Origin of the sequence: Zhengella sedimenti (genome assembly GCF_046506625.1) — a bacterium.
Taxonomy (GTDB): Bacteria; Pseudomonadota; Alphaproteobacteria; order Rhizobiales; family Rhizobiaceae; genus Zhengella; species Zhengella sedimenti.
Genome location: NZ_JBKFFP010000001.1, coordinates 342,164 through 363,043 on the forward strand (window position 1 = coordinate 342,164; position 20,880 = coordinate 363,043).

A 20,880-nucleotide genomic window follows, 5' to 3' on the forward strand; every position below is an offset into this window, starting at 1 on the left:
ATCAGCGCGCCAGGTCCGCGACCACGGCGTCGAGAACGATCATGCCGGCCGGCGTGACACGCAGGCGTGAATTGCCCAGGGTTTCGACCAGGCCCTCGCCCTGCAGGAGCGCGATGCGCTCCGCTTCCAGGCCGCGTCCGGAAAGCATCTCGTATCGGGCCAGGTCGAGCCCCTCGCGCAGGCGCAGGCCCATCAGCAGCATTTCGTCGGCTTCCTGCCCGCGGGTCAGCACCTCGCCATCGGCGATGCCGTGGCCCTTGGCTTCCACCTGTTCCAGCCAGGCCTCGGGTTTTCGCTCGGCCATGGTGACGACGCGCCGGCCGTCCTCGATGAAACGCCCATGGGCGCCGGGACCGGCGCCGGCATATTCGCCATAGCGCCAATAGGTCAGGTTGTGCCGGCTTTCGGCGCCCGGTGCGGCGTGATTGGAAATCTCGTAGGCAGGCAGGCCGTGGCTTTCGGTCACCGCCTGCGTCATTTCGTAGAGCGCTGCGCCGGTTTCGGCATCGGGCGTGCTGATCTTTCCGGCGGCATGGAGCGCGAAGAAGGGCGTGCCTTCCTCGATGGTCAACTGGTAGAGCGACAGGTGGTCGGCGGCATGGGCGATGGCCGCTTCCAGTTCGGCCTTCCACGCAGCCGGCGTCTGGCCGGGACGCGCATAAATCAGGTCGAAGGAGAGGCGCGGGAAGGTCCGCCGCGCCAGTTCGATGGCCTGCAAGGCCTCGCGCGCATCATGCAGGCGGCCGAGGAACTTCAGGTCGGCGTCATTCAGGGCCTGGACACCCAGCGAAAGCCGGTTGACCCCGGCCGACCGGTAGCCGGCAAAACGCCCGGCATCGGCGCTCTGCGGGTTGGCCTCCATGGTGATCTCGATGCCGTCCGGCACGGTCCAGAGTTCCGCGATGGCTTCGAGGATCGCCGCAACCGTCGCCGGCTGCATCAACGAGGGCGTGCCGCCGCCCATGAAGATGGAGGTCACTTCCTTCGGCCCGGTGCGCTCGCGCATGGCTGCCAGTTCACGGCGGAAGGCGGCGGCGTAGCGGTCCTGGTCGACCGGCTTGTGGCGGACATGGGAATTGAAGTCGCAATAGGGGCATTTGGCCGCGCAGAACGGCCAATGGACATAAACGCCGAATCCCGGCGTTCCATCGTCGCGGTTCAGGCTCATTGAGCGCCCAGTTTCTCGCGTGCGAAAAGGGCGAAGGCGCGGGCGCGGTGCGACAGGCCGAGGTCGCCACGGCCGGCCTCCCAGCCATGCTTCTCGGTGGCCGGCATCTCGCCGAAGGTGCGTTCGTGTCCTTGCGGCCGGAACACGGGATCGTAGCCGAAACCCTGTGTCCCGCGCGGGGGCCAGACCAGCGTGCCTTCCACCTCGCCGCGGAAAAACTCGGCATGACCATCCGGCCAGGCGAGGCACAGCACGGCGACGAAACGGCCGGTGCGCCGGTCCTCGTTCACCGCTCCGGCCGCCTGCATGCGCTCCTCGACATTGCGCATGGCCATGGCGAAATCGCGCGTGCCGTCGGCCTTCTGCGCCCAGTCGGCGGTATGGACGCCCGGCTGGCCGCCGAGCGCATCGACACACAGGCCGGAATCGTCAGACAGCGCCGGCAGGCCCGTGGCCCGGGCCGCCGCGAGGGCCTTGATGGCTGCATTTTCCTCGAAGGTCGTGCCGGTCTCTTCCGGCTCGGGCAGGCCCAGTTCGCCGGCGGATTTCGCCGCGAAGCCGAAGGGGCCGATCAGGTCGCGGATCTCGGCCAGCTTGCCGGCATTGTGCGTGGCGACAACGATCTCGCGGCTTTCCAGCGGGCGCGCGGTTTCAGCGGTCATTCAAGTCCCCAGATGGATGGCTCGGCGAATTCGATGGAATTGCCGGCCGGATCGCGAAAGAAAATGGAGCGGGCGCCGTTCGGCCAGCGGAAATCGGCTTCAATCGCCACGCCGTGGCCCTGCAGATGGTCGCGCCAGGCATCAATCTCATCGCCGGAAGCGCGGATGCAGACGTGACCCGGGCCATGGGCGCCATGGGGCGGAACGGGCATTTTGGGGTCGGAGGGCGGGCTTGCGGTCGCATCCGGGTTGAACACAAGGAGGACGCCGTCGCCGCAGCGGAAAAAGACGTGCCGGCCCTCGACCTTCAGGATGCGTTCGAGCCCGATCACATCGCGCCAGAAGGCCTCGGCGGCCTCCAGGTCGCCGGCATAGATCGCCGTTTCGAGGATGCCGCGGGCCTGCATGGATCAGCCGATCGCCATCTTCTGCAGGTCGACAATGCGGTTGATGCCCTTGCGGGCAAGGCCCATCAACTGGCCGAATTCCTCCTCGGTGAAGGCTTCGCCCTCGGCCGTGCCCTGGATCTCGACGATCCCGCCCTTTCCGGTCATGACGAAATTGGCGTCCGCCTGGGCCGAGGAATCCTCGATGTAATCAAGATCGAGCACGGGAGCGCCGTTGTAGAGCCCGCAGGAAATGGCCGCGACATGGTCTTTCAGCACATCCGCGACGCGGATCATGGAGCGCGCCTCCATCCAGGAGAGACACTCGTGCAGTGCCACGAACCCGCCGGAGATGGACGCGGTGCGGGTACCGCCATCGGCCTGGATGACGTCGCAATCAACGGTGATCTGGCGCTCGCCGAGCGCATCGAGATCGACCACGGCGCGCAGCGAACGGCCGATCAGGCGCTGGATTTCCAGTGTGCGGCCGCCCTGCTTGCCGGCCGAGGCCTCGCGGCGCATGCGGTCGCCGGTGGCGCGCGGCAGCATGCCGTATTCGGCCGTCACCCAGCCGCGGCCGGAATTGCGCATCCAGCCGGGAACGCGCTCCTCGAGGCTGGCGGTGCACAACACATGGGTGTCACCGAACTTCACCAGGCACGACCCCTCGGCATGTTTCGACACGCCGCGTTCGAACAGGACGGGGCGCATTTCATCGGGCTGGCGTTTCGACGGACGCATGGAAAACCTCGGGCTCGCTCTTGTGGGTCTGACTGGCCTTCTAGCCTTCCCCCGTAGCGCTGGCAAACATTGAGTTCGCCGCCGGTCCGATTATATATTCGTTGTTATGGCAAAGGTTGACCCATGACACAGCATGTGACCGACAGCGCGCTGCAAATGCTCGACGCGCGGGCGCGCGACATCTTCAGGCTGATCGTCGACAGCTATCTGAAGGACGGGGAACCGGTCGGATCGCGCAACCTCTCGCGCCTGCTGCCGCAATCCTTGTCGCCGGCCACCATCCGCAACGTGATGTCGGATCTCGAACATCTCGGGCTCGTCTATTCGCCCCATGTCTCGGCGGGACGGCTGCCCACGCAGGCAGGCCTGCGCTTCTTCGTCGACGCCTTCATGGAAGTGGGCGCATTGTCGGAGGACGAGCGGCGCATGATCGACGCCCAGGTCACCGCATCGGGCGCCGGCCACACGCTGGAGCACATGCTGACGGAGGCCAGCCAGATGCTGTCCGGCCTGACGCGCGGCGCCGGGCTGGTGCTGGCGGCCAAGAGCGAGGCGCCGCTCAAGCATATCGAATTCATCCAGCTCGAACCCGGCAAGGCGCTCGCCGTCCTCGTCTCGCAGTCCGGCGACGTGGAGAACCGCGTCCTGGACCTGCCGGCCGGCGTGACGCAGAGCCAGCTTGTCGAGGCGTCCAACTTCCTCAACGCCAATATCCGCGGCCGGACACTCGCCGAGGCGCGCGGCGAAATCGCACGGGTCATGGAGAAAACCCGGCAGGCGCTGGATTCGCTGTCCGCTGATCTGGTGGAACGGGGCATCGCGGTGTGGTCCGACGACGGTTCGGGCATGCCGGCAAGGCTCATCGTGCGCGGGCGCGCCAACCTGCTGGAACATATCTCGGCCCAGGCGGAACTCGACCTGCTGCGCCACCTCTTCGATGACCTGGAAACGAAGGAAGCACTGGTGCAGCTCCTCGACCTGGCAGAGGAAGGGTCCGGCGTGCGCATCTTCATCGGGTCGGAGAACAAGCTTTTCTCCCTGTCGGGCTCCTCGCTGGTGGTGGCACCCTACCGGGATGCCGAATCGCGCGTTGTCGGCGCATTGGGCGTGATCGGGCCGACCCGGCTCAATTACGCGCGCATCGTGCCGGTGGTCGACTATACCGCGCAGGTGATCAGCCGCATGATCCGCTAGGTGCAAGCCGGCGACCGCTGCGCGCGTCTTGATTTTTGGCCGTCAAAGCTCGATATGCGGCGCAACGCAAGACAAAAGCCCTGCAGTTACAGGACGATTGACATGACAGATGCCTCCAAGGAAACCGGAATGGCCGACGAGACCGGCATGACCGAAGAAAACCCGGAGATGGAAACACAAACCGGCGCGCAAGACGCGGGCAAGGACGATGCCATGGCCGCGCTGGAGACTGAAAACGCCGAATTGCGCGACAGGCTGCTGCGCATGGCGGCGGAAATGGAAAACCTGCGCAAGCGCGCCCAGCGCGACGTGGCGGATGCCCGTTCCTATGCCATCGCCAATTTCGCCCGCGACATGCTGGGCGTCGCCGACAACCTGTCGCGCGCCATCGAGGCGCTGCCCGACCACGCCCGCCGTTCCGAAGAGGCCGGGTTCATCGCGCTCATCGAAGGCGTGGAGATGACCGCGCGCGACATGGGCGGCGCGCTGGAACGCCATGGCGTGAAGAAACTCAGCCCGGAAGGCGAACGCTTCGACCCGAACTATCACCAGGCCATGTTCGAGGTGCCCAATCCCGACGTGCCGAGCCAGACGGTCGTGCAGGTGGTACAGGCGGGCTACGTGATCGGCGACCGGGTGCTGCGCCCGGCCATGGTCGGCGTTTCGTCCGGCGGGCCGAAGGCGGCGCCGCAGGCAGCCGAACCCGGCCCGGTGAACCCGCAGGCCGAGCGCGACGCCTGACACCGGGCTCCGCAAGGACAAAACGGAAGCGGCTCCCCCGGGGCCGCTTTTTTCGTTGAGCGGGCCGAAAACGCGTGGCATGGCTTGGCGATGAACGCGCTGACCCTTCTCGATCTCGCCGGCGTGGCGGTCTTTGCCGCGACCGGGGCGCTGGCCGCCTCGCGCCGGCAGCTCGACATCATCGGCTTCCTGTTCTTTGCCGTCATCACGGGCATTGGCGGCGGTACGCTGCGCGACCTGATCCTGGGCCAGGCACCGGTCTTCTGGGTGCGCGATCCCTCCTACATCCTCACCTGCGCGGCCATCGCCGTCGCCGTCTTCTTCACCGCCCATCTGGTGGAAAGCCGCTACCGCTGGCTGCTCTGGCTCGATGCCGTGGGTATCGCCGCCTACGGGGTGATGGGCGCGGCCAAGGGCCTGGCGGCGACGGGTTCGGCCACCATTGCCATCGTCACCGGCATGCTCACAGCCACATTCGGCGGCGTGGCGCGCGACACGCTGGCCGGTGAACCGTCGGTGCTGATGCGGCCCGAAATCTACGTGACCGCGGCCATGGCGGGCGCGGCGGTCTTCACCACGCTCAGCCTTGCCGGTGCGCCGGTCTGGCTGTCGGCGAGCCTCGGTTTCGCCGTTGCCTTCGGCGTTCGTGGCGGCGCCATCATCTTCGGCTGGCGCATTCCCGGCTACCGGCCCCGGCCGGGCCGGTCGGAGACGGAACTGAAGGCGGACGGCGTGTTGCGGAACACGCAGAAGGACACGGATTGACGGTTTTCAGATCAGTCCGTGCTGGCGGGCCTGCCCACGCAGGTCGACTTGAGGGCGCGGCCCGATCTGCTGGATGACGATGCCCGCCGCCAGCGATCCCAGTTCGCCGCAGGTGGACAGCGGCAGGCCTGCCGTATAGCCGAAGAGGAAGCCGGCGGCGTAGAGATCGCCGGCGCCGGTGGTGTCTGTGACCTCTTCGACGCGCAAGGGTTCGACGGGGATGGTGCTGCCGCCTTCAAGAATGAGCGACCCCTTTTCCGACCGCGTCACCGCGGCAAGCCGGCAATCGGCCCGCATGGCCGAGACGGCCGTGTCGAAATCGCCCGTCTGGTAGAGCGACTTCAGTTCGTGTTCGTTGGCAAAAACGATATCGACCGTGCCCGAGCGCATCAGGTCGAGGAATTCGTCGCGGTAGCGGTCGACGCAGAACGGGTCCGACAGCGTCATGGCCACCTCGCGTCCGGCCTCGTGGGCCAGAGCGGCGGTCTGGCGGATCGCTTCCTTGGCGCGCGGCGGATCCCACAGGTAGCCCTCGAAATAGGTGACCTTCGCCCCCTTTGCCTTGTCTTCCTCGACATCCTCCGGACCGAGTTCGACACAGGCGCCGAGATAGGTGTTCATCGAGCGCTCGCCGTCCGGTGTCACGAAGATCATGGAGCGGGCGGTCGGCGGATTGCCGTCCAGCGGACGGGTGTCGAAGGCGACGCCCTGGGCGCGGATGTCATGGGTGAAGATGCGGCCGAGGCTGTCATTGGAAATCTTGCCGAAATAGGCGGCCCGGCCGCCGAGCGAGGCGATGCCGGCGGCCGTGTTGCCGGCACTGCCGCCCGACATCTCCACCGCCGGGCCCATGGCGGCGTAAAGTGCCTCGGCCCGTTCGGCGTCGATGAGGTTCATGGCGCCCTTGTGGATGCCGTTGGCGACGAGAAAATCATCCTCGCAGCGGGCAATGATGTCGACAATCGCATTGCCGACGCACAGGACATCATATTCACTCATCGCCGGTTTCCCCGCTGCGGCCCGCTCGGCCTTGTATCCGTTCCCTTCGTCTCTACCGCAACGATGCTGCATTGCAAGAAAAACCGGGCTTGCAGGCCCGGCGGGCAATGCCCATGTGACAATCTGCCCGACAAGGAGACGATCATGATCCTCGACGCCGCAAGGCTTGCCGCCAGCCGCCTGTTCACGCCGGAATTCCGTTCCGTGCTGTTCAAGTCGATCGGCCTGACCGTGCTGCTGCTGATCGCCTCCTGGTTCGGCCTGAAGGAAATCTTCGAATGGCTCGCCCTACCCTGGCTCGACACGCTGATGCCGGGCCTGCCCTCATGGGCCAGCTGGCTGGGCTTCGTCGCCGCGCTCTTCGCGGGCCTTGGCCTGGCGCTGGGCCTTGCGCTGCTGGTGGCCCCGGTGACGGCCATCATCGCCGGCATCTTCCTCGATGACGTGGCCGAGGTGGTCGAACGCGAGGACTATCCGGCCGACCGGCCCGGCACGCCCGTGCCGGTGGTCCGCGGCGTCATCCTCTCCGCTAAGTTCCTTGGCGTGGTCATCGCCGGCAACATCGTGGCGCTGCTGCTGCTGCTCGTGCCGGGCGTCAACGTGATCGCCTTCTTCCTCGTCAACGGCTACCTGCTCGGCCGCGAATTCTTCGAGTTCGCCGCCATGCGCTTCCGTCCGGAAGCCGAGGCAAAACTGTTCCGGCGCAAGCATTCCACGACCGTCTTCATGGCCGGCCTCATCATCGCGGCCTTCCTGGCCGTGCCGCTGCTCAACCTGATGACGCCGCTTTTCGCCGCCGCCATGATGGTCCACCTGCACAAGCTGCTTTCAAGGGCCGATCCGGATTTCGGCGCGCGCGAGGCCGCGCGGGCCGCCTGAAACCTGCCACCGGGCGGCCGGCGTCAGCCGATCACCTGGGGCGGCAATTCCACCAGCGCGGCTGGAACGTCGCAGGTCTTGTCGGGCGCCTTGCAGATGTCGGCGATGACGCATCGCTCGCAGTCCGGCTTGCGGGCCTTGCAGACATAGCGTCCGTGCAGGATCAGCCAGTGGTGCGCATGGAAGAGGTAGTCCTCCGGGATCACCCGCATGAGGTTCTCCTCCACCGCGTCCGGTGTCTTGCCGGGCGCCAGGCCGATACGGTTGGCGATGCGGAAGATGTGCGTGTCGACCGCGATGGTGGGAATGCCAAAGGCCATGGACATGACCACGTTGGCGGTCTTGCGGCCCACGCCAGGCAGGGTGACGAGTTCCTCGCGGGTCCGCGGCACCTCGCCGCCGAAATCGTCGACCAGCTTTTGCGACAGGGCGATCACGTTCTTCGCCTTGTTGCGCCACAGGCCGATGGTGCGGATGTATTCGCCGACCTTCTCCTCGCCGAGCGCCAGCATCTTCGCAGGCGTGTCGGCGACCTTGAACAGTTCCTTCGTGGCCTTGTTGACGCCGGTATCGGTCGCCTGGGCGGACAGCGCCACGGCCACCACGAGGGTGAAGGGGTTCACATGGGCCAGTTCGCCCTTCGGCTCGGGCCGCTGGACGGAAAAGCGGCGGAAGATTTCGCGCACCTCGTCCCTTGTGTAGCGGGTGCGCGCACGGGCCGGCTTTCGTTTCCGTGACGGCGAAACGGATGCGGCTTTTTTGATGTTTGGCTTGTCCATTTTTCCCCTATAATATGCAGCCATGAACCACGCTACCGCCGTTGACAGCGAAGAGCCGGTTTTCGATGCGCTCCTGACGCCCCATCGCTCGATGGGAAAGACGGGGTTCTACGTCGTGATGGGCATCTTCGGAACCATCTGGTTCGCCACCGGGCTCCTCTTCTGGTCGCTCGGGGCATGGCCCGTGCTCGGCTTCTTCGGGCTCGACCTGTTCCTGCTGTGGCTCGCCTTCCGGCTGAACTACCGCGCCGCGCGGGCACGCGAAGAGGTTCGGGTCTGGCGCCATGCCATGCTGATCCGCAAGATCGAACCGTCCGGCAAGGTCGCGGAGCACCGCTTCAACCCGTTCTGGGCCAAGTTCCATGTCAGCCGGCACGAGGAAATCGGCGTCACCGGCATGGCTGTCAGCGAGCGCGGGCTTTCCGTACCCGTTGGTGCGTTCCTCAACCCGGATGACCGGGAGAGCTTCTCGCAGGCCTTTGCCGGCGCGCTGGCCACGGTCAAGCGCGGCTGAACGTATTCATCTCACGCAAGAAACGGGTGGCGAGGAGGCATTGCGTCAGCCATTGTCGCGGCATGGAGACCAAGCCATGAACCTTCAGACCCCCATCCTCACCCATGACATCACGCCGCAGGGCACGGATTACGAGACCGTGCGCCAGGTGATCGAGACGCTTTCGCTCGACTATCGCGACCAGCCGTCGCTGGACGCGCTGGCGGCGCGCGTGGGCGAAACGCCGACCGGCCTGCAGAAGCTGTTCACCCGCTGGGCAGGGCTTTCGCCCAAGGCCTTCCTGCAGGCGGTGACGCTGGACCATGCGCGCCGCCTGCTGGACGAGGGCGCACCCATTCTCGACGCCGCGCTGGAACTGGGCCTTTCCGGGCCGGGACGCCTGCACGACCTGTTCGTGACCCACGAGGCGATCACGCCGGGCGACTACAAGGCGCGCGGCGCGGGGCTGACCATCCGCCACGGCTTTCACTCCTCGCCCTTCGGGCAGGCGCTGATCATGGCCACCGAACGCGGGCTTTGCGGCCTTGCCTTCGCCGATCCGGGCGGCGAGGCGGCCTGCTTCGAGGACATGGCGCGGCGCTGGCCGAATGCGCGCTTCGTGGAGGACGCATCCGCGATCGCGCCCTATGCGGCGCGCGTCTTCGATCCCGCGCGCTGGCGGGAAGAGGAACCCTTGCGCGTCGTCATGATCGGCACGGACTTCCAGGTCCGGGTCTGGGAGGCGCTGATGCGCATCCCGATGAACCGGGCCGCCTGCTATTCCGACATCGCGAACGCGATCGGAAAGCCGAAGGCGAGCCGGGCGGTGGGCGCGGCGGTGGGCGCGAACCCTGTCTCCTTCGTCATTCCCTGCCACCGGGCGCTGGGAAAATCCGGCCAGTTGACCGGCTATCACTGGGGCCTGACCCGCAAGCGCGCCATGCTGGGCTGGGAGGCCGGGCAGGCCTGACCGCATTTGCCTGCCGGCTGCCGATTGTGATCCCCGGCGCGGCGCGATAGCTTCGCGCCGCCATGTCCTGCCCGGAGGTTCGTCCATGATCACCGTCATCGGTTCCATCAATCTCGACCTGATCGCCACGGTCGCGCGCCTGCCGGAACGAGGCGAGACGGTGCCGGGCGACGGCTTTTCCACCGCGCCGGGCGGCAAGGGTGCCAACCAGGCACTGGCGGCCGCGCGGGCGGGGGCTGCCACGCGCATGACAGGAGCCGCGGGAAGCGATGCCTTCGCGGGGCAAGCGCTGGCACTGCTGGCCGATGGCGGGGTCGACCTTTCCGGCGTGGCCACCGTGGACGGCCCGACCGGAACGGCGCTCATCCTGGTGGGCGGGGACGGGGAGAACATGATCGCCGTGATCCCGGGCGCCAATGCCGGCGTCACCCCGGAGATGGCGCGCGCGGCGGCCGCATCCGGCGGGCATGTGCTGCTCCAGCACGAGATCCCGCTGGAAACGGTGGACGCGGCGCTGGAGGCCACGCGGGCGGCAAACGGCGTGAGCCTGCTCAACACCGCGCCCTATCGCGCCGAGGCCGCACCGCTGCTGGCAAAGGCGGACTACGTGATCGCCAACGAAACGGAATTCGACCTTTACGCCGGGGCGCTCGGCCTCGCGGGCGCGTCGCGCGAGGCGCGCATGGCCAATTTCGTCCACGTGACGGGACGCACGGTCATCGTCACGCTGGGCAGCGCCGGGGCGCTCGCCATGACGCCGGAGGGCAGCATCGCGGTGCCGTCGCTGCCCGTGACCCCCGTCGACACGGTGGGTGCGGGCGACACGTTCTGCGGCTATTTCGCCGCGGCGCTGGATCGCGGCCTGATCCTTGAAGACGCGCTGCGGCTGGCGGCGGCGGCCGGGTCGCTTGCCTGCCTGAAGCCCGGCGCGCAGCCGGCGATCCCCTTGCTGGCCGAAGTCGAGGCCGCCGTGGCGGCCTGATCCTCAGAGCCGCGCCAGCCGCTCGGTCAGCAGCGCGAAGAAGCCGTCGGCGTCTATGTCACGCATGACATGGGCGTTCCTCGGCCGGTCGGTGACACCCCACCAGTCCACCACGGTGGCGCCCATCGTCAGTTCGGACATGGTCTCCACCGTCACGTTGCAGTGCCGGCCGGAAAACAGCTCCGGGCGCAGCAGCCAGGCGATGACGCAGGGGTCGTGCAGCGGTCCGCCGTCGGTGCCGTATTTCGCCTCGTCGAAGCGCTCGAAGAAATCGAGCAGCGCGGCCGTCGCCTCGCCGACCGGCGTTCCCAGCGCGCGGATGGCCTCGACGCGGGCGCGCGTGGTCAGCGCCTTGTGGGTCACATCGAGCGGCATCATGACGATGTCGATGCCGGAGTTGAACACGACGTCGGCGGCGTGCGGATCGACATAGATGTTGAACTCGGCCGACGGGGTGACGTTGCCCTGCTCGAAATAGCCGCCGCCCATCATCACGATCTGGCGGATGCGCGGGGCGATGCGCGGCTCCCGGTTGAGCGCCAGCGCGACGTTTGTCAGCGGACCGAGCGTGCACAGCGTCACCGTGTCGGGTTCCTCGCGCATCACGGTGTCGATGATGAAGTCCACCGCATGGCCGGGTTGCAGGGCCATTTGCGGCTCAGGCAGGTCGGGGCCGTCGAGACCGGTCTTGCCGTGGACTTCCTCGGCGGTGACGAGGTGGCGCAGCAGGGGCCGCACGGCACCCTTGTAGACCTTCGTCTCCGGCCTGCCGGCCAGTTCGCAGATCTTGCGGGCATTGCGCTCGGTCAGGTGGAGGGGCACGTTCCCGGCGACCGCGCAAATGCCCAGAACGTCGAGTTCGGGGCTGGCCAGCGCCAGCAGGATCGCCACGGCGTCATCCTGCCCCGGATCGGTGTCGATGATGATCTTGCGCGTCTCCGCCACGATTTGTCCCTCTCTTGAATCGGTTCGTTTTCGCGACCATATCAGGTCCATGCAATACGGCGCCAGACGGGCCGGATTGCCAATGGTCGCTTCCCGGAGGACTTTTGACATGACGCGCATGACGCCCTTCTCGAGCCCGCTCATGCTCGGTTTCGACGCGATGGAGAAAACCATCGAACGCATCGCCAAGAATGGTGACGGCTATCCGCCCTACAACATCGAGCGGATTCGCAGCGAGGACGAGAAAAGCATCCGCCTGCGCATAACCCTGGCAGTGGCCGGTTTCCGCGAGAGCGAACTTGAGGTTTCAACCGAGGAAAACCAGCTCATCATCCGCGGCCGGCAGCAGGACGACGAGGACCGTGAATACCTGCATCGCGGCATCGCGGCGCGCCAGTTCCAGCGGGCCTTCATGCTGGCCGACGGCATGCGCGTGCTGGGCGCGGAACTGAAGAACGGCCTGCTCTCCATCGATCTCGACCGGCCGGAACCGGAACGGCTGATCCGCAAGATCGATATCGCGATCCGCGACTAGGGCGGCCTTGCCGGAACCATTCCGTTTCACGACTTGTTAACAGCTCTATGAGGGGATTGTCCCGTGGAGGAGATCCCTTCTTGCCGAAGGAGGCTGATTCCATGACGGAAGACCACGTGAATTCGATCCTGACCGCCAGCGAACTTGCCCATCTGGGCGAGGGCAAGGTCGGTTACGTGCGAAAGATGAAGAGCGACGACCTGCTGGCGGCCTATCCCGGCATCGCGAATATCGCGCCCGGTCTGGATGTCTGGACGCTGTTTGCCGCCGACGGCAACCCGATCCTGCTGGCCACCGCACGCGAGGCCGCGGTCGCAGGCGCCTGGGAGAACGATCTCCAGGAAGTCAGCGTCCACTGACCGGCGGCCTTGCCGAAAAAGAAAAAAGGCGGAGCCAAGGCCCCGCCCGATGCTTTCCCCTGCCGGTTTTCAGGCCGCGTTCGAGGCGGGCGTGCCCGAAAGGAGCGCGTGGATGGCCTCGACATCGGCCGCGCCACGGATCTTGGCCACGGTGTCGGGGTCGCGCATCACCCGCGCAATGCGTGAAAGCGCCTTGAGATGATCGGCGCCGGCCCCTTCCGGCGCCAGCAGCAGGAACACCAGATCGACAGGCTGGTCGTCGATCGCCTCGAAATCGACCGGCGTTTCCAGCCGGGCGAAAAATCCCGTGATCCGGCCGATCGAGCGCAGCTTGCCATGCGGAATGGCCAGGCCATTGCCCGCGCCCGTGGAGCCCAGGCGCTCGCGCTGCAGGATGGTGTCGAAGATCTCCCTTTCGGGAATCCCCGTCAGCCCTGCCGCCTTCTCTGCCAGAAGCTGGAGAAGCTGCTTCTTGGAATTGGCCTTCACCGCCGGGAATATGGCGTTGATGCTCACGAGATCGCCGAGAGCCATGGTCAGCCTTTCTGCCGGTTGCCGGCCCGAAAAAGGAGCAACGCAACCGGAAGCTTGTTGTTTCTTATTCCGCCGCCACCGATCCCGCGTAAGGATCGATCCAGCCGATGTTCCCGTCGGCGCGGCGATAGACGATGTTCACGTGATCATTGGCGGAGTTGCGGAACACGAAGACAGGGCTGTCCTTCATGTCGAGTTCCATGACAGCCGAAGCGACCGTCATCTGCCGAAGGGAAACGGTCGACTCGGCCACGACGGTCGGGGCGAAATCTTCCGGCACTTCCTCGTCCTCGTCGGCCACCGGCGCCATGACGCGGTAGGCGATGTCGAAGCCGGGTTCGCTGTCACGGTGATGATGGCTCTTCAGGCGCCGCTTGTAGCGCCGCAGGCGCTTCTCCAGTTTTTCGGCCGCTTCGTCGAAGGCTGCCTGGGGATCCATGGCACGGCCCGACGACTGCAGCACGAGACCGGTGTCGATATGCAGCGTGCAATCGGCGTCAAAGCGCGAGGCATTCTTCTCGACCGTGACCTTTCCGGAGAACCCGCCGTCAAAATACTTGTCGATCGCCTCGCCGATGCGATCCTCGATGCGCGTCCTGAACGCGTCGCCGATCTCCATCTGCTTTCCCGAAATACGCAAGCTCATGTGGAAAGTCCTCTCTTCCGAAACAGGGCTTCGATTCTACACCGGTGCCCGCAACAGACAAGGCGTCGGGCGCATCCGCCCCGACCGGATTTTTCCGCATGCCCGGTTTCCACAGGTGCGGCACGGAGAACCGCCGGGCCGGGCCTCCGATGGGCCGCGCTCTTAGTGCCGGAAGTATCCGTTGTCAATGAAATAGCCCGGCCGCCGGCAAACACGGGGCGCCGCAGCCTCTCAACCGCGCGCCTTTTCCAGGGCGCGCTTTTCCCGGCGCCGCTGGACCGAGGACGGAATGTTCATGCCTTCACGATACTTGGCGACAGTGCGGCGCGCCACGTCGATGCCGCCGTCGCGCAGTTTCTCCATGATCGCGTCATCGGAGAGGACCGTCGACGCTGTCTCCTCCTCGATCATCTGGCGGATGCGGTGACGCACCGATTCGGCGGAATGGGCGTCGCCACCCTCGGCCGAGGCGATGGCAGCGGTGAAGAAGTAGCGCATCTCGATGATACCGCGCGGGGTCATCATGTACTTGTTGGCGGTCACGCGGCTGACAGTCGATTCATGCATCGAAATCGCATCGGCGATGGTGCGCAGGTTGAGCGGGCGCAGATGCGAGACGCCGTGGACAAGAAACGCATCCTGCTGCCGGACGATCTCGGATGCGACCTTGAGGATGGTGCGCGCCCGCTGGTCGAGGCTGCGCGTCAGCCAACTGGCATTCTGCATGCATTCGGCAAGGAACTCCTTCTCCTCCCGTGTACGGGCGCCGGCCTGCACCTTGCTCGCATAGGCCTGGTTCATCAGCACGCGCGGCAGGGCATCCTGGTTCAGTTCGACCGCCCAGGAGCCGTCGGCGGCCCGCGAGACAAACACGTCGGGCACGACCGGGTCGGCGACGGCGCCCTCGAAGGCGGTTCCGGGGCGCGGATCGAGGCTGCGGATTTCGGCCAGCATGTCGACGAGATCCTCCTCGTCGACGCCGCACAGCCGCTTGAGGCTCTGGAAATCACGGCGTGCCAGCAGTTCCAGGTTCTGCACCATGGCCTGCATGGCCGGGTCGAACCGGTCTTTCGCCTTCAGTTGCAGGGCGATGCATTCGGCCAGCGAACGGGCAAACAGGCCCGGCGGGTCGAAGCGCTGGCACTGCGCCAGCACCGCCTCGACCTCGCCGGTTGCGACACCGAGACGCGTGGCCACGTCCTGCATGTCACCGGAATACCAGCCGCCCGGATCGAGGCCGTCGGCCAGTTCGGCGGCGATGAGGCGGGCCGCCGGCTCGCGGATGGCCAGGGCGATCTGTTCGCGCACGTGGTCGGCCAGCGTGACCGGCGCGGCGGTGACCTGGTCGAGATCGAACGGCTCGCCGCCGCCACCGCCAGATGGCGCCGACTTCCAGTTCGTCTCCATCTGCAGCGGAACGGCCTCGCGCGTACCCGGATCGTCGGGAAACACGTTTTCCAGCGAGGAATCCAGCTTGCCCGATATGTCGGCGGCGCTCCACTCCAGGTCGTCCTGCATCCATCGGTCATCGCCGTCGGCAGCGGCCTGCGGCCCGTCGCCATCGGCTTCCCCGCGCCGGTCGTCCGATCCGTCACGGTCATCGCGTTCGTCGCGCTCGATGAGCGGATTGCGCTCGATTTCCTGCTCGACGAAGCGTTCCAGTTCCATGGAGGTGTACTGAAGCAGCCGGATCGACTGCATCAGCTGCGGCGTCATGACCAGCGATTGCGTCTGCTTGACCTGCAGTTTGGCAGAAAGCGCCATCGGTTTTCCTTGCCCCGGGCCGAAGCCCGCCCTTCGTCGCGCCACCGCCCCCTGCCGCAGCGCACAACAGCCTTGCATAAGACTTGGCCTGAACCTTGCTTGTCAAGAACTACCAAAAGGTATCCGGCCGCGAAATTGCGGGCACGGTGACGCAGCCGGATGACGGACTGGTTATCAGAGGGTGAAGGCTTCGCCGAGATAGAGACGGCGGACATCCGGGTTGGCGACGATATCGCCGGGCCGGCCGTGGGTGAGAACCTGGCCCGCGTGGATGATATAGGCCCGGTCGATCAGGCCGAGCGTCTCGCGCACATTGTGATCGGTGATGAGCACACCGATGCCGCGGGCGGTGAGATGGCGGACGAGTTGCTGGATATCGGCGACCGCGATGGGGTCCACGCCGGCAAACGGCTCGTCCAGCAGCATGAAATTCGGCCGGCTGGCCAGCGCCCGCGCGATTTCCAGGCGCCTGCGCTCGCCGCCCGACAAGGCGATGGAGGGCGACTTGCGCAGATGGGCGATGTGGAATTCCTCCAGCAACTGGTCAAGCTGCCGGGCGCGCTCCTTGCGGTCCGGTTCGACCACCTCCAGAACGGCGCGGATATTGTCCTCGACCGACAGGCCGCGGAAGATGGAGGCTTCCTGCGGCAGATAGCCGATGCCCAGGCGCGCGCGCCGGTACATCGGCAGATGGGTCACGTCATGCCCGTCGATCTCGATGGATCCCCTGTCCGCCGCCACCAGACCCGTGACCATGTAGAAACAGGTCGTCTTGCCCGCGCCGTTGGGACCCAGAAGACCCACCGCCTCGCCGGACCGCACGCCGAGCGACACGCCGTCGACCACCTGCCTGCCCTTGTAGCTCTTGGACAGGCCGCGGGCGATCAGCGTGCCCTTGTAGCGGTCGTCCGGCGGCACGGCTCCGGCCGAGGCGCCGGCGCCACCCGTTCCCGTCCTGCCACCCGGTCTCATTCGCTCAAAGAAGCCCACGCGCCCGTCCCGTCCTGCCCGGTCCCCGTCGTCCCCGGTTCAATTTCCGCCATTGTTCCTGGAATCGCCCGGCGTCAGCAGCATCTTCACGCGCCCGCCGGTACTCCTGCAGGGCTCCAGCTTCGCCAGTCCGGATTTCGTGTTGACCGTCAGCTTGCAGCCGACGATGACATTGGCGCCCTCCGTCAGGACAACCTTGTCCCCCGACAGGACCAGCGTTTCGCTGGACATGTCGTAGACGCCCTTCTCGGCGGTTGCCTCCTGGGTTTCGGAGCGCACATAGACCGTGCCGTCCACCTCGAGGCGGTCGATATCGGCCGAACCGGTGGTCGCCGACCCGCCGTCCGTCTTGTAATAGACCTTCATGCGGCCCGCCTTGAGGACGGTCTTGTCCTGCTGGACGGCGACGTTGCCGGTGAAAATGGCGACGCTCTCGGCCTCGCGCACCTCCAGATTGTTGCTCTCGATCTGGATCGGCTTGCTGGAATCGAGCTTCAGTCCCGTCGCCCGGTCCTGTGCCATGGAAGGCGCAATGAGCCCGGCAAGGACCGCCGCGGCCAGGGCCGGCACGAGGAGAGGTTTCATGGCGTCATTCCTTCCCGGCGGCATCGGCCGCGCCGCGTCCACGTGATTGCTCCGGATCGAGCGTCATCCGCACATTCCTGTCGAACACAAGCACCTTGCCATTGTCCGTGACCCGCATGGAATCGGCGGTAATGCTCGATCCGTCAAGACTGATCTCGACGGGTTCGCCCGTCTCCAGGCTACCTGACCCGACATCGATGCGCGCTCCGGAGAGACGCGCCCGCAGACCGTCGGTCGTGACGATCGAGATCGGGCTGTCGATGTTCAGCGTTCTCGTCGTGTTGTCGTAGCGGCCGCTCGCCGCGGTGACGTCGGCCATCTGCTCGGCGGACAGCGGCAGGCGGGCGACGATGTCTTCCAGGTCGAAGCGCTCCATGTTGCCCGGCTCCTGGATGGCGCGGCTGGCCGTCATCGAATAGGGCAGGTTGTCGCGGGTGTAGCCGTCCAGTTTCGGCGAGGCCATGATCAGCTTTCCGTCGACGAAACCGCTGGACGCCACGTCGATGGAGACCTTTCCAGGTGTCACGACCCAGGAATAGACCGCAAAGACGAGGGTGATGGCCACCGCCGTCAAGGGCAGGACCTTCTTGAGGAACCTTACGCGGCGGGTATGGCGGCGGGCGGCCCGGAAAGCGTCTTCGCGCGCATGTCCATGCGCCGGCGCGGCAGGCCGGGAGCGGCCTGCATTCGGGGCTGTGGCTACGGCCGTTGACAGCGTCATTCTCCTTCAGGCTGATCCGGATGGCGGCATGCGCCGCCACGCTGCAGCCAGCGATTGACCCAACCGTTTCCGCATTGCAAGCCATTGTGGTTATTTTTCGATGAAGTCCCGCCTTCGTCCATCCGGCGGCAAGCCTATGGCATCCGCCATGCAATCGCGCTAGGACTCGCCGCTGCATGCGTTTCGAGGGAGCGACGACCATGGCGCAGGACGCGGACACGATCATCGACAGGCGCCGGCTGCGGCGCAAGGTCACATTCTGGCGCGCGACAGCCTTCGTCGTGGCCGCCATCGGCATCATCGCCGTGGCCACGGCCGGCATGCGCGGCGAGATCGGCGGCAAGTCACGCGATCACATCGCCCAGATCCGGATCGAGGGAACGATCACGGAGGACGAGGAGCTGATCAAGCGGATCGGCGAAGCGGCGGCTTCCGACCATGTCAAGGGCGTTGTCCTGACCATCGATTCGCCAGGCGGGACGACGGTCGGCGGGGAAGCCATCTTCGAGGCGGTGCGCAAGCTCGCGGAAAAGAAGCCGGTGACGGCGCAGGTCGGCACGCTGGCTGCTTCGGCGGGATACATGATCGCCAGCGCGACCGATCACATCATCGCCCGGCAGTCCTCCATCGTCGGTTCGATCGGCGTCATCGCGCAGATTCCGAATGTTTCGGGACTGCTCGACAATATCGGCGTGGAGGTCGACACCATAAAGTCCGCGCCGCTCAAGGCCGAGCCATCGCCGTTCAACGAGACGACGGAAGACGAGCGGGCCATGATGCGGGCCATGATCATGGACAGCTACGAATGGTTCGTCGGGCTGGTGACCGACCGGCGCCCGCTTTCCGAAAGCGAGGTGCGCCTGCTGGCCGACGGTTCGGTGTTTACCGGCCGCCAGGCGCTGGAGCGCAAGCTGGTGGATGCGCTGGGCGGCATGGACGAGGCAAAGGCCTGGCTTTCGGAAAAGGGCGTCGACAGCGGCCTCAAGGTCATCGAGTGGAAGAAGCCGGCCGAGAGTTCCCTTGGCGGCCTGCCGCTGGCCGTGGCCTCGCGCCTGCTCGGGCTGGATGGCAGCGAACTGGCGGCAATTCGCGCGCTGGCCGGCGAAGGACTCTTCCTTGACGGGCTGCTTTCGCTCTGGCAACCTGTTGGCTCAATTCAGGAAAATTGAAATTTCGAGAATGCTGTCGGGTTGCGGGCGGCATGTGCGCAAAAAGGGAACGACATGATCAAATCGGAACTCGTGCAGATCATTGCCACCAAGAACCCGCATCTCTTCCAGCGCGACGTGGAGAACATCGTCAACGCGATCTTCGACGAGATCACCGATGCGCTTTCCAAGGGCAACCGCGTCGAACTGCGTGGTTTCGGCGCCTTTTCCGTCAAGAACCGGCCGGCGCGCGCCGGGCGCAACCCGCGCACCGGCGACACCGTCCATGTCGAGGAAAAGTGGGTTCCGTTCTTCAAGACCGGCAAGGAGTTGCGCGAGCGCCTGAACGCGGACTAAAAGCAGGCCGGGGCGCATCGAGGCGTCCAGGCCGCAATTGCAGGGACCACGATCGCCATGCTCAACCGTCTTGTCACCGTTCTCGTGCTGGTTCCGGTCGCCATCGTGCTGATCGCCCTGGCCGTTTCCAACCGTGGCGCCGTGCCCTTCACCCTCGATCCCTTCAATCCCGGCAACCCCATGCTGACGGTGCAATGGCCGCTCTTCGTCTACCTGTTCCTGGCGCTCGTCACGGGCATGATCCTTGGCTCGGCTGCGACATGGTGGAAGCAGGGCCGCTACCGCAAGCAGGCGCGCCAGCGCGGCCGCGAGGTGAAGGAATTGCGGGCGGCAGAGACAACGAAGGCCACGTCATCCTCCACCGCGCTTGCCGCACCGCGCCAGTAAAGGCGAAGCCATGAAGGTCATCGGTCCGGAAGCGGTCGATTCCGCGCTTGACTATCCTCGTCTCGTCGAGGCGCTGAGAACCGCCTTCCGCGAGGGCATGGTGCAGCCTGTGCGCCATCACCACACCATCGAGCGGCCGGACGATGCGGATTCCGTGCTGCTCCTCATGCCCGCCTGGAACGACTTCATGAAAGCCGGCACATCGGATGGCGGGCATATCGGCATCAAGATCGTCACGGTCAGTCCGGAAAACAACAGCCGCGCCCTGCCCGCGGTCATGGGGCAATACCTGCTGCTCGACGGGCGGACGGGCGCCCCTCAGGCGATCATCGACGGGCAGCGGCTGACCGCGCGGCGCACGGCGGCGGCCTCGGCGCTTGCCGCATCCTTCCTGGCGCGCGAGGATGCCAGCCATCTCCTCGTCTGCGGCGCGGGCACGCTGGCCGGCGAACTGGTGCAAGCCCATGCCAGCCAGCGGCCGATCCAGCGCGTCACCGTCTGGAACAGGTCACCCGCCAATGGCGAGGCGCTGGCAAAACGGCTCAGCGATGCCGGGTTCGAGGCTTCCTTCACACGCGACCTAGACCAGGCGCAGCAGGAGGCCGACATCATTTCCTGTTGCACGCTCTCCACGGTCCCGCTGGTCAGGGGCGCGCTCGTGAAGGACGGCACCCATGTCGATCTCGTCGGCGCCTTCACGCCTGCCATGCGCGAAAGCGACGACGACCTCATGCGGCGCGGCCTGGTGTTCGTGGACACGCGCGGCGGCGCGCTGAAGGAGGGCGGCGACATCGTGCAGGCGCTGGCCTCCGGCGCGCTGAGCGAAGACCGGATCGCGGGCGACCTCTTCGACCTGACGCGCGGCGCTTGTCCCGGACGGACCGACGGCAAGGCGGTAACCGTCTTCAAGTCGGTCGGCGCGGCGCTGGAAGACCTCGCCGCCGCAATCGCGGTCTGGGAGCAGCAGGTTCCGGGCTGAAACCGGGTTCAGCCGATCACATAGACGACGATGGCAAGCGCAAGGCAGACCATCAGGCCCCAGAAGGTGACGGCGGCGGCATTCTCGCGATAGGGCTCCGGCATGACAGGCTTTCCGCTTGGGTTCGGCGAACATCCGCAAGGTGGCGCGGCCTGCGCCACCGGTCAAGCC

At 66.2% G+C, this 20,880-nt stretch carries 25 protein-coding genes and 1 pseudogene; 13 read left to right on the forward strand and 13 right to left on the reverse strand.

Annotated elements, in window-relative coordinates; genetic code table 11:
* Nucleotide 1 precedes the first annotated feature (1 nt).
* From hemW to rph, 4 genes are read right to left on the reverse strand one after another with little or no spacing between them, the layout of a single operon-like run.
* Nucleotides 2-1,168: a radical SAM family heme chaperone HemW gene (gene hemW, locus ACLB6G_RS01765; RefSeq protein ID WP_410354388.1), complete on the reverse strand. Its 1,167-nt coding sequence runs from the start codon at nucleotides 1,166-1,168 to the stop codon at nucleotides 2-4.
* Nucleotides 1,165-1,830: a non-canonical purine NTP pyrophosphatase gene (locus tag ACLB6G_RS01770; RefSeq protein ID WP_410354389.1), complete on the reverse strand. Its 666-nt coding sequence runs from the start codon at nucleotides 1,828-1,830 to the stop codon at nucleotides 1,165-1,167. Before ACLB6G_RS01770 ends, hemW begins: the two co-directional genes overlap by 4 nt.
* Nucleotides 1,827-2,237, reverse strand: a complete 411-nt coding sequence (locus ACLB6G_RS01775; RefSeq protein WP_410354390.1) for a VOC family protein — start codon at nucleotides 2,235-2,237, stop codon at nucleotides 1,827-1,829. The genes ACLB6G_RS01770 and ACLB6G_RS01775 overlap by 4 nt, the downstream gene beginning before the upstream one ends.
* Nucleotides 2,238-2,240: 3 nt before the next feature.
* The gene (gene rph / locus ACLB6G_RS01780; RefSeq protein WP_410354391.1) at nucleotides 2,241-2,957 is read right to left on the reverse strand and encodes a ribonuclease PH; all 717 of its coding nucleotides are present in this window, start codon (nucleotides 2,955-2,957) and stop codon (nucleotides 2,241-2,243) included.
* A 123-nt stretch (nucleotides 2,958-3,080) separates the two neighbouring features.
* On the opposite strand from rph, the gene hrcA reads away from it, so the two are divergent.
* From hrcA to ACLB6G_RS01795, 3 genes are all read left to right on the forward strand, one after another.
* Nucleotides 3,081-4,151, forward strand: coding sequence for a heat-inducible transcriptional repressor HrcA (gene hrcA / locus ACLB6G_RS01785; protein ID WP_410354392.1), 1,071 nt, complete (start codon nucleotides 3,081-3,083; stop codon nucleotides 4,149-4,151).
* Between the two features lie 102 nt (nucleotides 4,152-4,253).
* A complete protein-coding gene (gene grpE / locus ACLB6G_RS01790; protein WP_410354393.1) occupies nucleotides 4,254-4,892 on the forward strand; it encodes a nucleotide exchange factor GrpE in 639 nt (212 codons plus the stop codon).
* 90 nt (nucleotides 4,893-4,982) lie between these two features.
* Nucleotides 4,983-5,657, forward strand: coding sequence for a trimeric intracellular cation channel family protein (locus ACLB6G_RS01795; RefSeq protein WP_410354394.1), 675 nt, complete (start codon nucleotides 4,983-4,985; stop codon nucleotides 5,655-5,657).
* A gap of 6 nt (nucleotides 5,658-5,663) precedes the next feature.
* Here ACLB6G_RS01795 and ACLB6G_RS01800 read toward each other — a convergent pair whose 3' ends face one another.
* A complete protein-coding gene (locus ACLB6G_RS01800; protein WP_410354395.1) occupies nucleotides 5,664-6,656 on the reverse strand; it encodes an adenosine kinase in 993 nt (330 codons plus the stop codon).
* 144 nt (nucleotides 6,657-6,800) lie between these two features.
* Here ACLB6G_RS01800 and ACLB6G_RS01805 point away from each other — a divergent pair, with 144 nt between their 5' ends.
* Entirely contained in the window at nucleotides 6,801-7,535 is a 735-nt protein-coding gene (locus tag ACLB6G_RS01805) for a sulfate transporter family protein (protein WP_410354396.1), read from the forward strand.
* A 23-nt stretch (nucleotides 7,536-7,558) separates the two neighbouring features.
* Here ACLB6G_RS01805 and nth read toward each other — a convergent pair whose 3' ends face one another.
* Nucleotides 7,559-8,314, reverse strand: a complete 756-nt coding sequence (gene nth, locus ACLB6G_RS01810; RefSeq protein WP_410354397.1) for an endonuclease III — start codon at nucleotides 8,312-8,314, stop codon at nucleotides 7,559-7,561.
* Nucleotides 8,315-8,336: 22 nt separating this feature from the next.
* Here nth and ACLB6G_RS01815 point away from each other — a divergent pair, with 22 nt between their 5' ends.
* The 3 genes from ACLB6G_RS01815 (at nucleotide 8,337) to ACLB6G_RS01825 (ending at nucleotide 10,759) form a co-directional block, all read left to right on the forward strand.
* The gene (locus ACLB6G_RS01815) at nucleotides 8,337-8,828 is read left to right on the forward strand and encodes a DUF2244 domain-containing protein (RefSeq protein WP_410354398.1); all 492 of its coding nucleotides are present in this window, start codon (nucleotides 8,337-8,339) and stop codon (nucleotides 8,826-8,828) included.
* A gap of 76 nt (nucleotides 8,829-8,904) precedes the next feature.
* Nucleotides 8,905-9,777: a methylated-DNA--[protein]-cysteine S-methyltransferase gene (locus ACLB6G_RS01820; protein WP_410354399.1), complete on the forward strand. Its 873-nt coding sequence runs from the start codon at nucleotides 8,905-8,907 to the stop codon at nucleotides 9,775-9,777.
* An 85-nt stretch (nucleotides 9,778-9,862) separates the two neighbouring features.
* Nucleotides 9,863-10,759, forward strand: coding sequence for a ribokinase (locus tag ACLB6G_RS01825; RefSeq protein ID WP_410354400.1), 897 nt, complete (start codon nucleotides 9,863-9,865; stop codon nucleotides 10,757-10,759).
* Nucleotides 10,760-10,762: 3 nt separating this feature from the next.
* Here ACLB6G_RS01825 and ACLB6G_RS01830 read toward each other — a convergent pair whose 3' ends face one another.
* Nucleotides 10,763-11,704 (reverse strand): nucleoside hydrolase, encoded by a 942-nt coding sequence (locus ACLB6G_RS01830; RefSeq protein ID WP_410354401.1) that lies wholly within the window; start codon nucleotides 11,702-11,704, stop codon nucleotides 10,763-10,765.
* A 109-nt stretch (nucleotides 11,705-11,813) separates the two neighbouring features.
* Between ACLB6G_RS01830 and ACLB6G_RS01835 the strand changes: the two genes are divergently transcribed.
* The gene (locus ACLB6G_RS01835) at nucleotides 11,814-12,239 is read left to right on the forward strand and encodes an Hsp20 family protein (RefSeq protein ID WP_410354402.1); all 426 of its coding nucleotides are present in this window, start codon (nucleotides 11,814-11,816) and stop codon (nucleotides 12,237-12,239) included.
* A gap of 101 nt (nucleotides 12,240-12,340) precedes the next feature.
* On the forward strand, nucleotides 12,341-12,598 hold the full coding sequence (locus ACLB6G_RS01840) for a BQ00720 family protein (RefSeq protein ID WP_410354403.1): 258 nt from the start codon (nucleotides 12,341-12,343) through the stop codon (nucleotides 12,596-12,598).
* Nucleotides 12,599-12,667: 69 nt separating this feature from the next.
* Here ACLB6G_RS01840 and ptsN read toward each other — a convergent pair whose 3' ends face one another.
* From ptsN to lptC, 6 genes and pseudogenes are all read right to left on the reverse strand, one after another.
* Nucleotides 12,668-13,132: a PTS IIA-like nitrogen regulatory protein PtsN gene (gene ptsN / locus ACLB6G_RS01845; RefSeq protein WP_410354404.1), complete on the reverse strand. Its 465-nt coding sequence runs from the start codon at nucleotides 13,130-13,132 to the stop codon at nucleotides 12,668-12,670.
* 64 nt (nucleotides 13,133-13,196) lie between these two features.
* Nucleotides 13,197-13,778 carry a ribosome hibernation-promoting factor, HPF/YfiA family gene (hpf, locus tag ACLB6G_RS01850; protein ID WP_410354405.1) on the reverse strand — a complete coding sequence of 194 codons (582 nt, stop codon included), beginning with the start codon at nucleotides 13,776-13,778 and terminating at the stop codon, nucleotides 13,197-13,199.
* A 231-nt stretch (nucleotides 13,779-14,009) separates the two neighbouring features.
* Nucleotides 14,010-15,542, reverse strand: coding sequence for an RNA polymerase factor sigma-54 (gene rpoN / locus ACLB6G_RS01855; RefSeq protein WP_410354406.1), 1,533 nt, complete (start codon nucleotides 15,540-15,542; stop codon nucleotides 14,010-14,012).
* A gap of 174 nt (nucleotides 15,543-15,716) precedes the next feature.
* Nucleotides 15,717-16,445: pseudogene (gene lptB / locus ACLB6G_RS01860) on the reverse strand (LPS export ABC transporter ATP-binding protein); the annotation flags it as partial.
* A 126-nt stretch (nucleotides 16,446-16,571) separates the two neighbouring features.
* On the reverse strand, nucleotides 16,572-17,117 hold the full coding sequence (locus tag ACLB6G_RS01865) for an LptA/OstA family protein (RefSeq protein ID WP_410354407.1): 546 nt from the start codon (nucleotides 17,115-17,117) through the stop codon (nucleotides 16,572-16,574).
* A gap of 4 nt (nucleotides 17,118-17,121) precedes the next feature.
* A complete protein-coding gene (lptC, locus tag ACLB6G_RS01870) occupies nucleotides 17,122-17,682 on the reverse strand; it encodes an LPS export ABC transporter periplasmic protein LptC (RefSeq protein ID WP_410355146.1) in 561 nt (186 codons plus the stop codon).
* A gap of 356 nt (nucleotides 17,683-18,038) precedes the next feature.
* Here lptC and sppA point away from each other — a divergent pair, with 356 nt between their 5' ends.
* Genes sppA through lhpI form a run of 4 tightly spaced genes read left to right on the forward strand, consistent with a single transcriptional unit; the run spans nucleotide 18,039 to nucleotide 20,709 of the window.
* Nucleotides 18,039-19,007, forward strand: a complete 969-nt coding sequence (gene sppA, locus ACLB6G_RS01875) for a signal peptide peptidase SppA (protein ID WP_410355147.1) — start codon at nucleotides 18,039-18,041, stop codon at nucleotides 19,005-19,007.
* Nucleotides 19,008-19,061: 54 nt separating this feature from the next.
* Nucleotides 19,062-19,343 (forward strand): integration host factor subunit beta, encoded by a 282-nt coding sequence (locus ACLB6G_RS01880; RefSeq protein WP_410354408.1) that lies wholly within the window; start codon nucleotides 19,062-19,064, stop codon nucleotides 19,341-19,343.
* 57 nt (nucleotides 19,344-19,400) lie between these two features.
* The gene (locus tag ACLB6G_RS01885; RefSeq protein WP_410354409.1) at nucleotides 19,401-19,730 is read left to right on the forward strand and encodes a LapA family protein; all 330 of its coding nucleotides are present in this window, start codon (nucleotides 19,401-19,403) and stop codon (nucleotides 19,728-19,730) included.
* A 10-nt stretch (nucleotides 19,731-19,740) separates the two neighbouring features.
* Nucleotides 19,741-20,709 carry a bifunctional Delta(1)-pyrroline-2-carboxylate/Delta(1)-piperideine-2-carboxylate reductase gene (lhpI, locus tag ACLB6G_RS01890; RefSeq protein WP_410354410.1) on the forward strand — a complete coding sequence of 323 codons (969 nt, stop codon included), beginning with the start codon at nucleotides 19,741-19,743 and terminating at the stop codon, nucleotides 20,707-20,709.
* Nucleotides 20,710-20,880 lie beyond the last annotated feature (171 nt).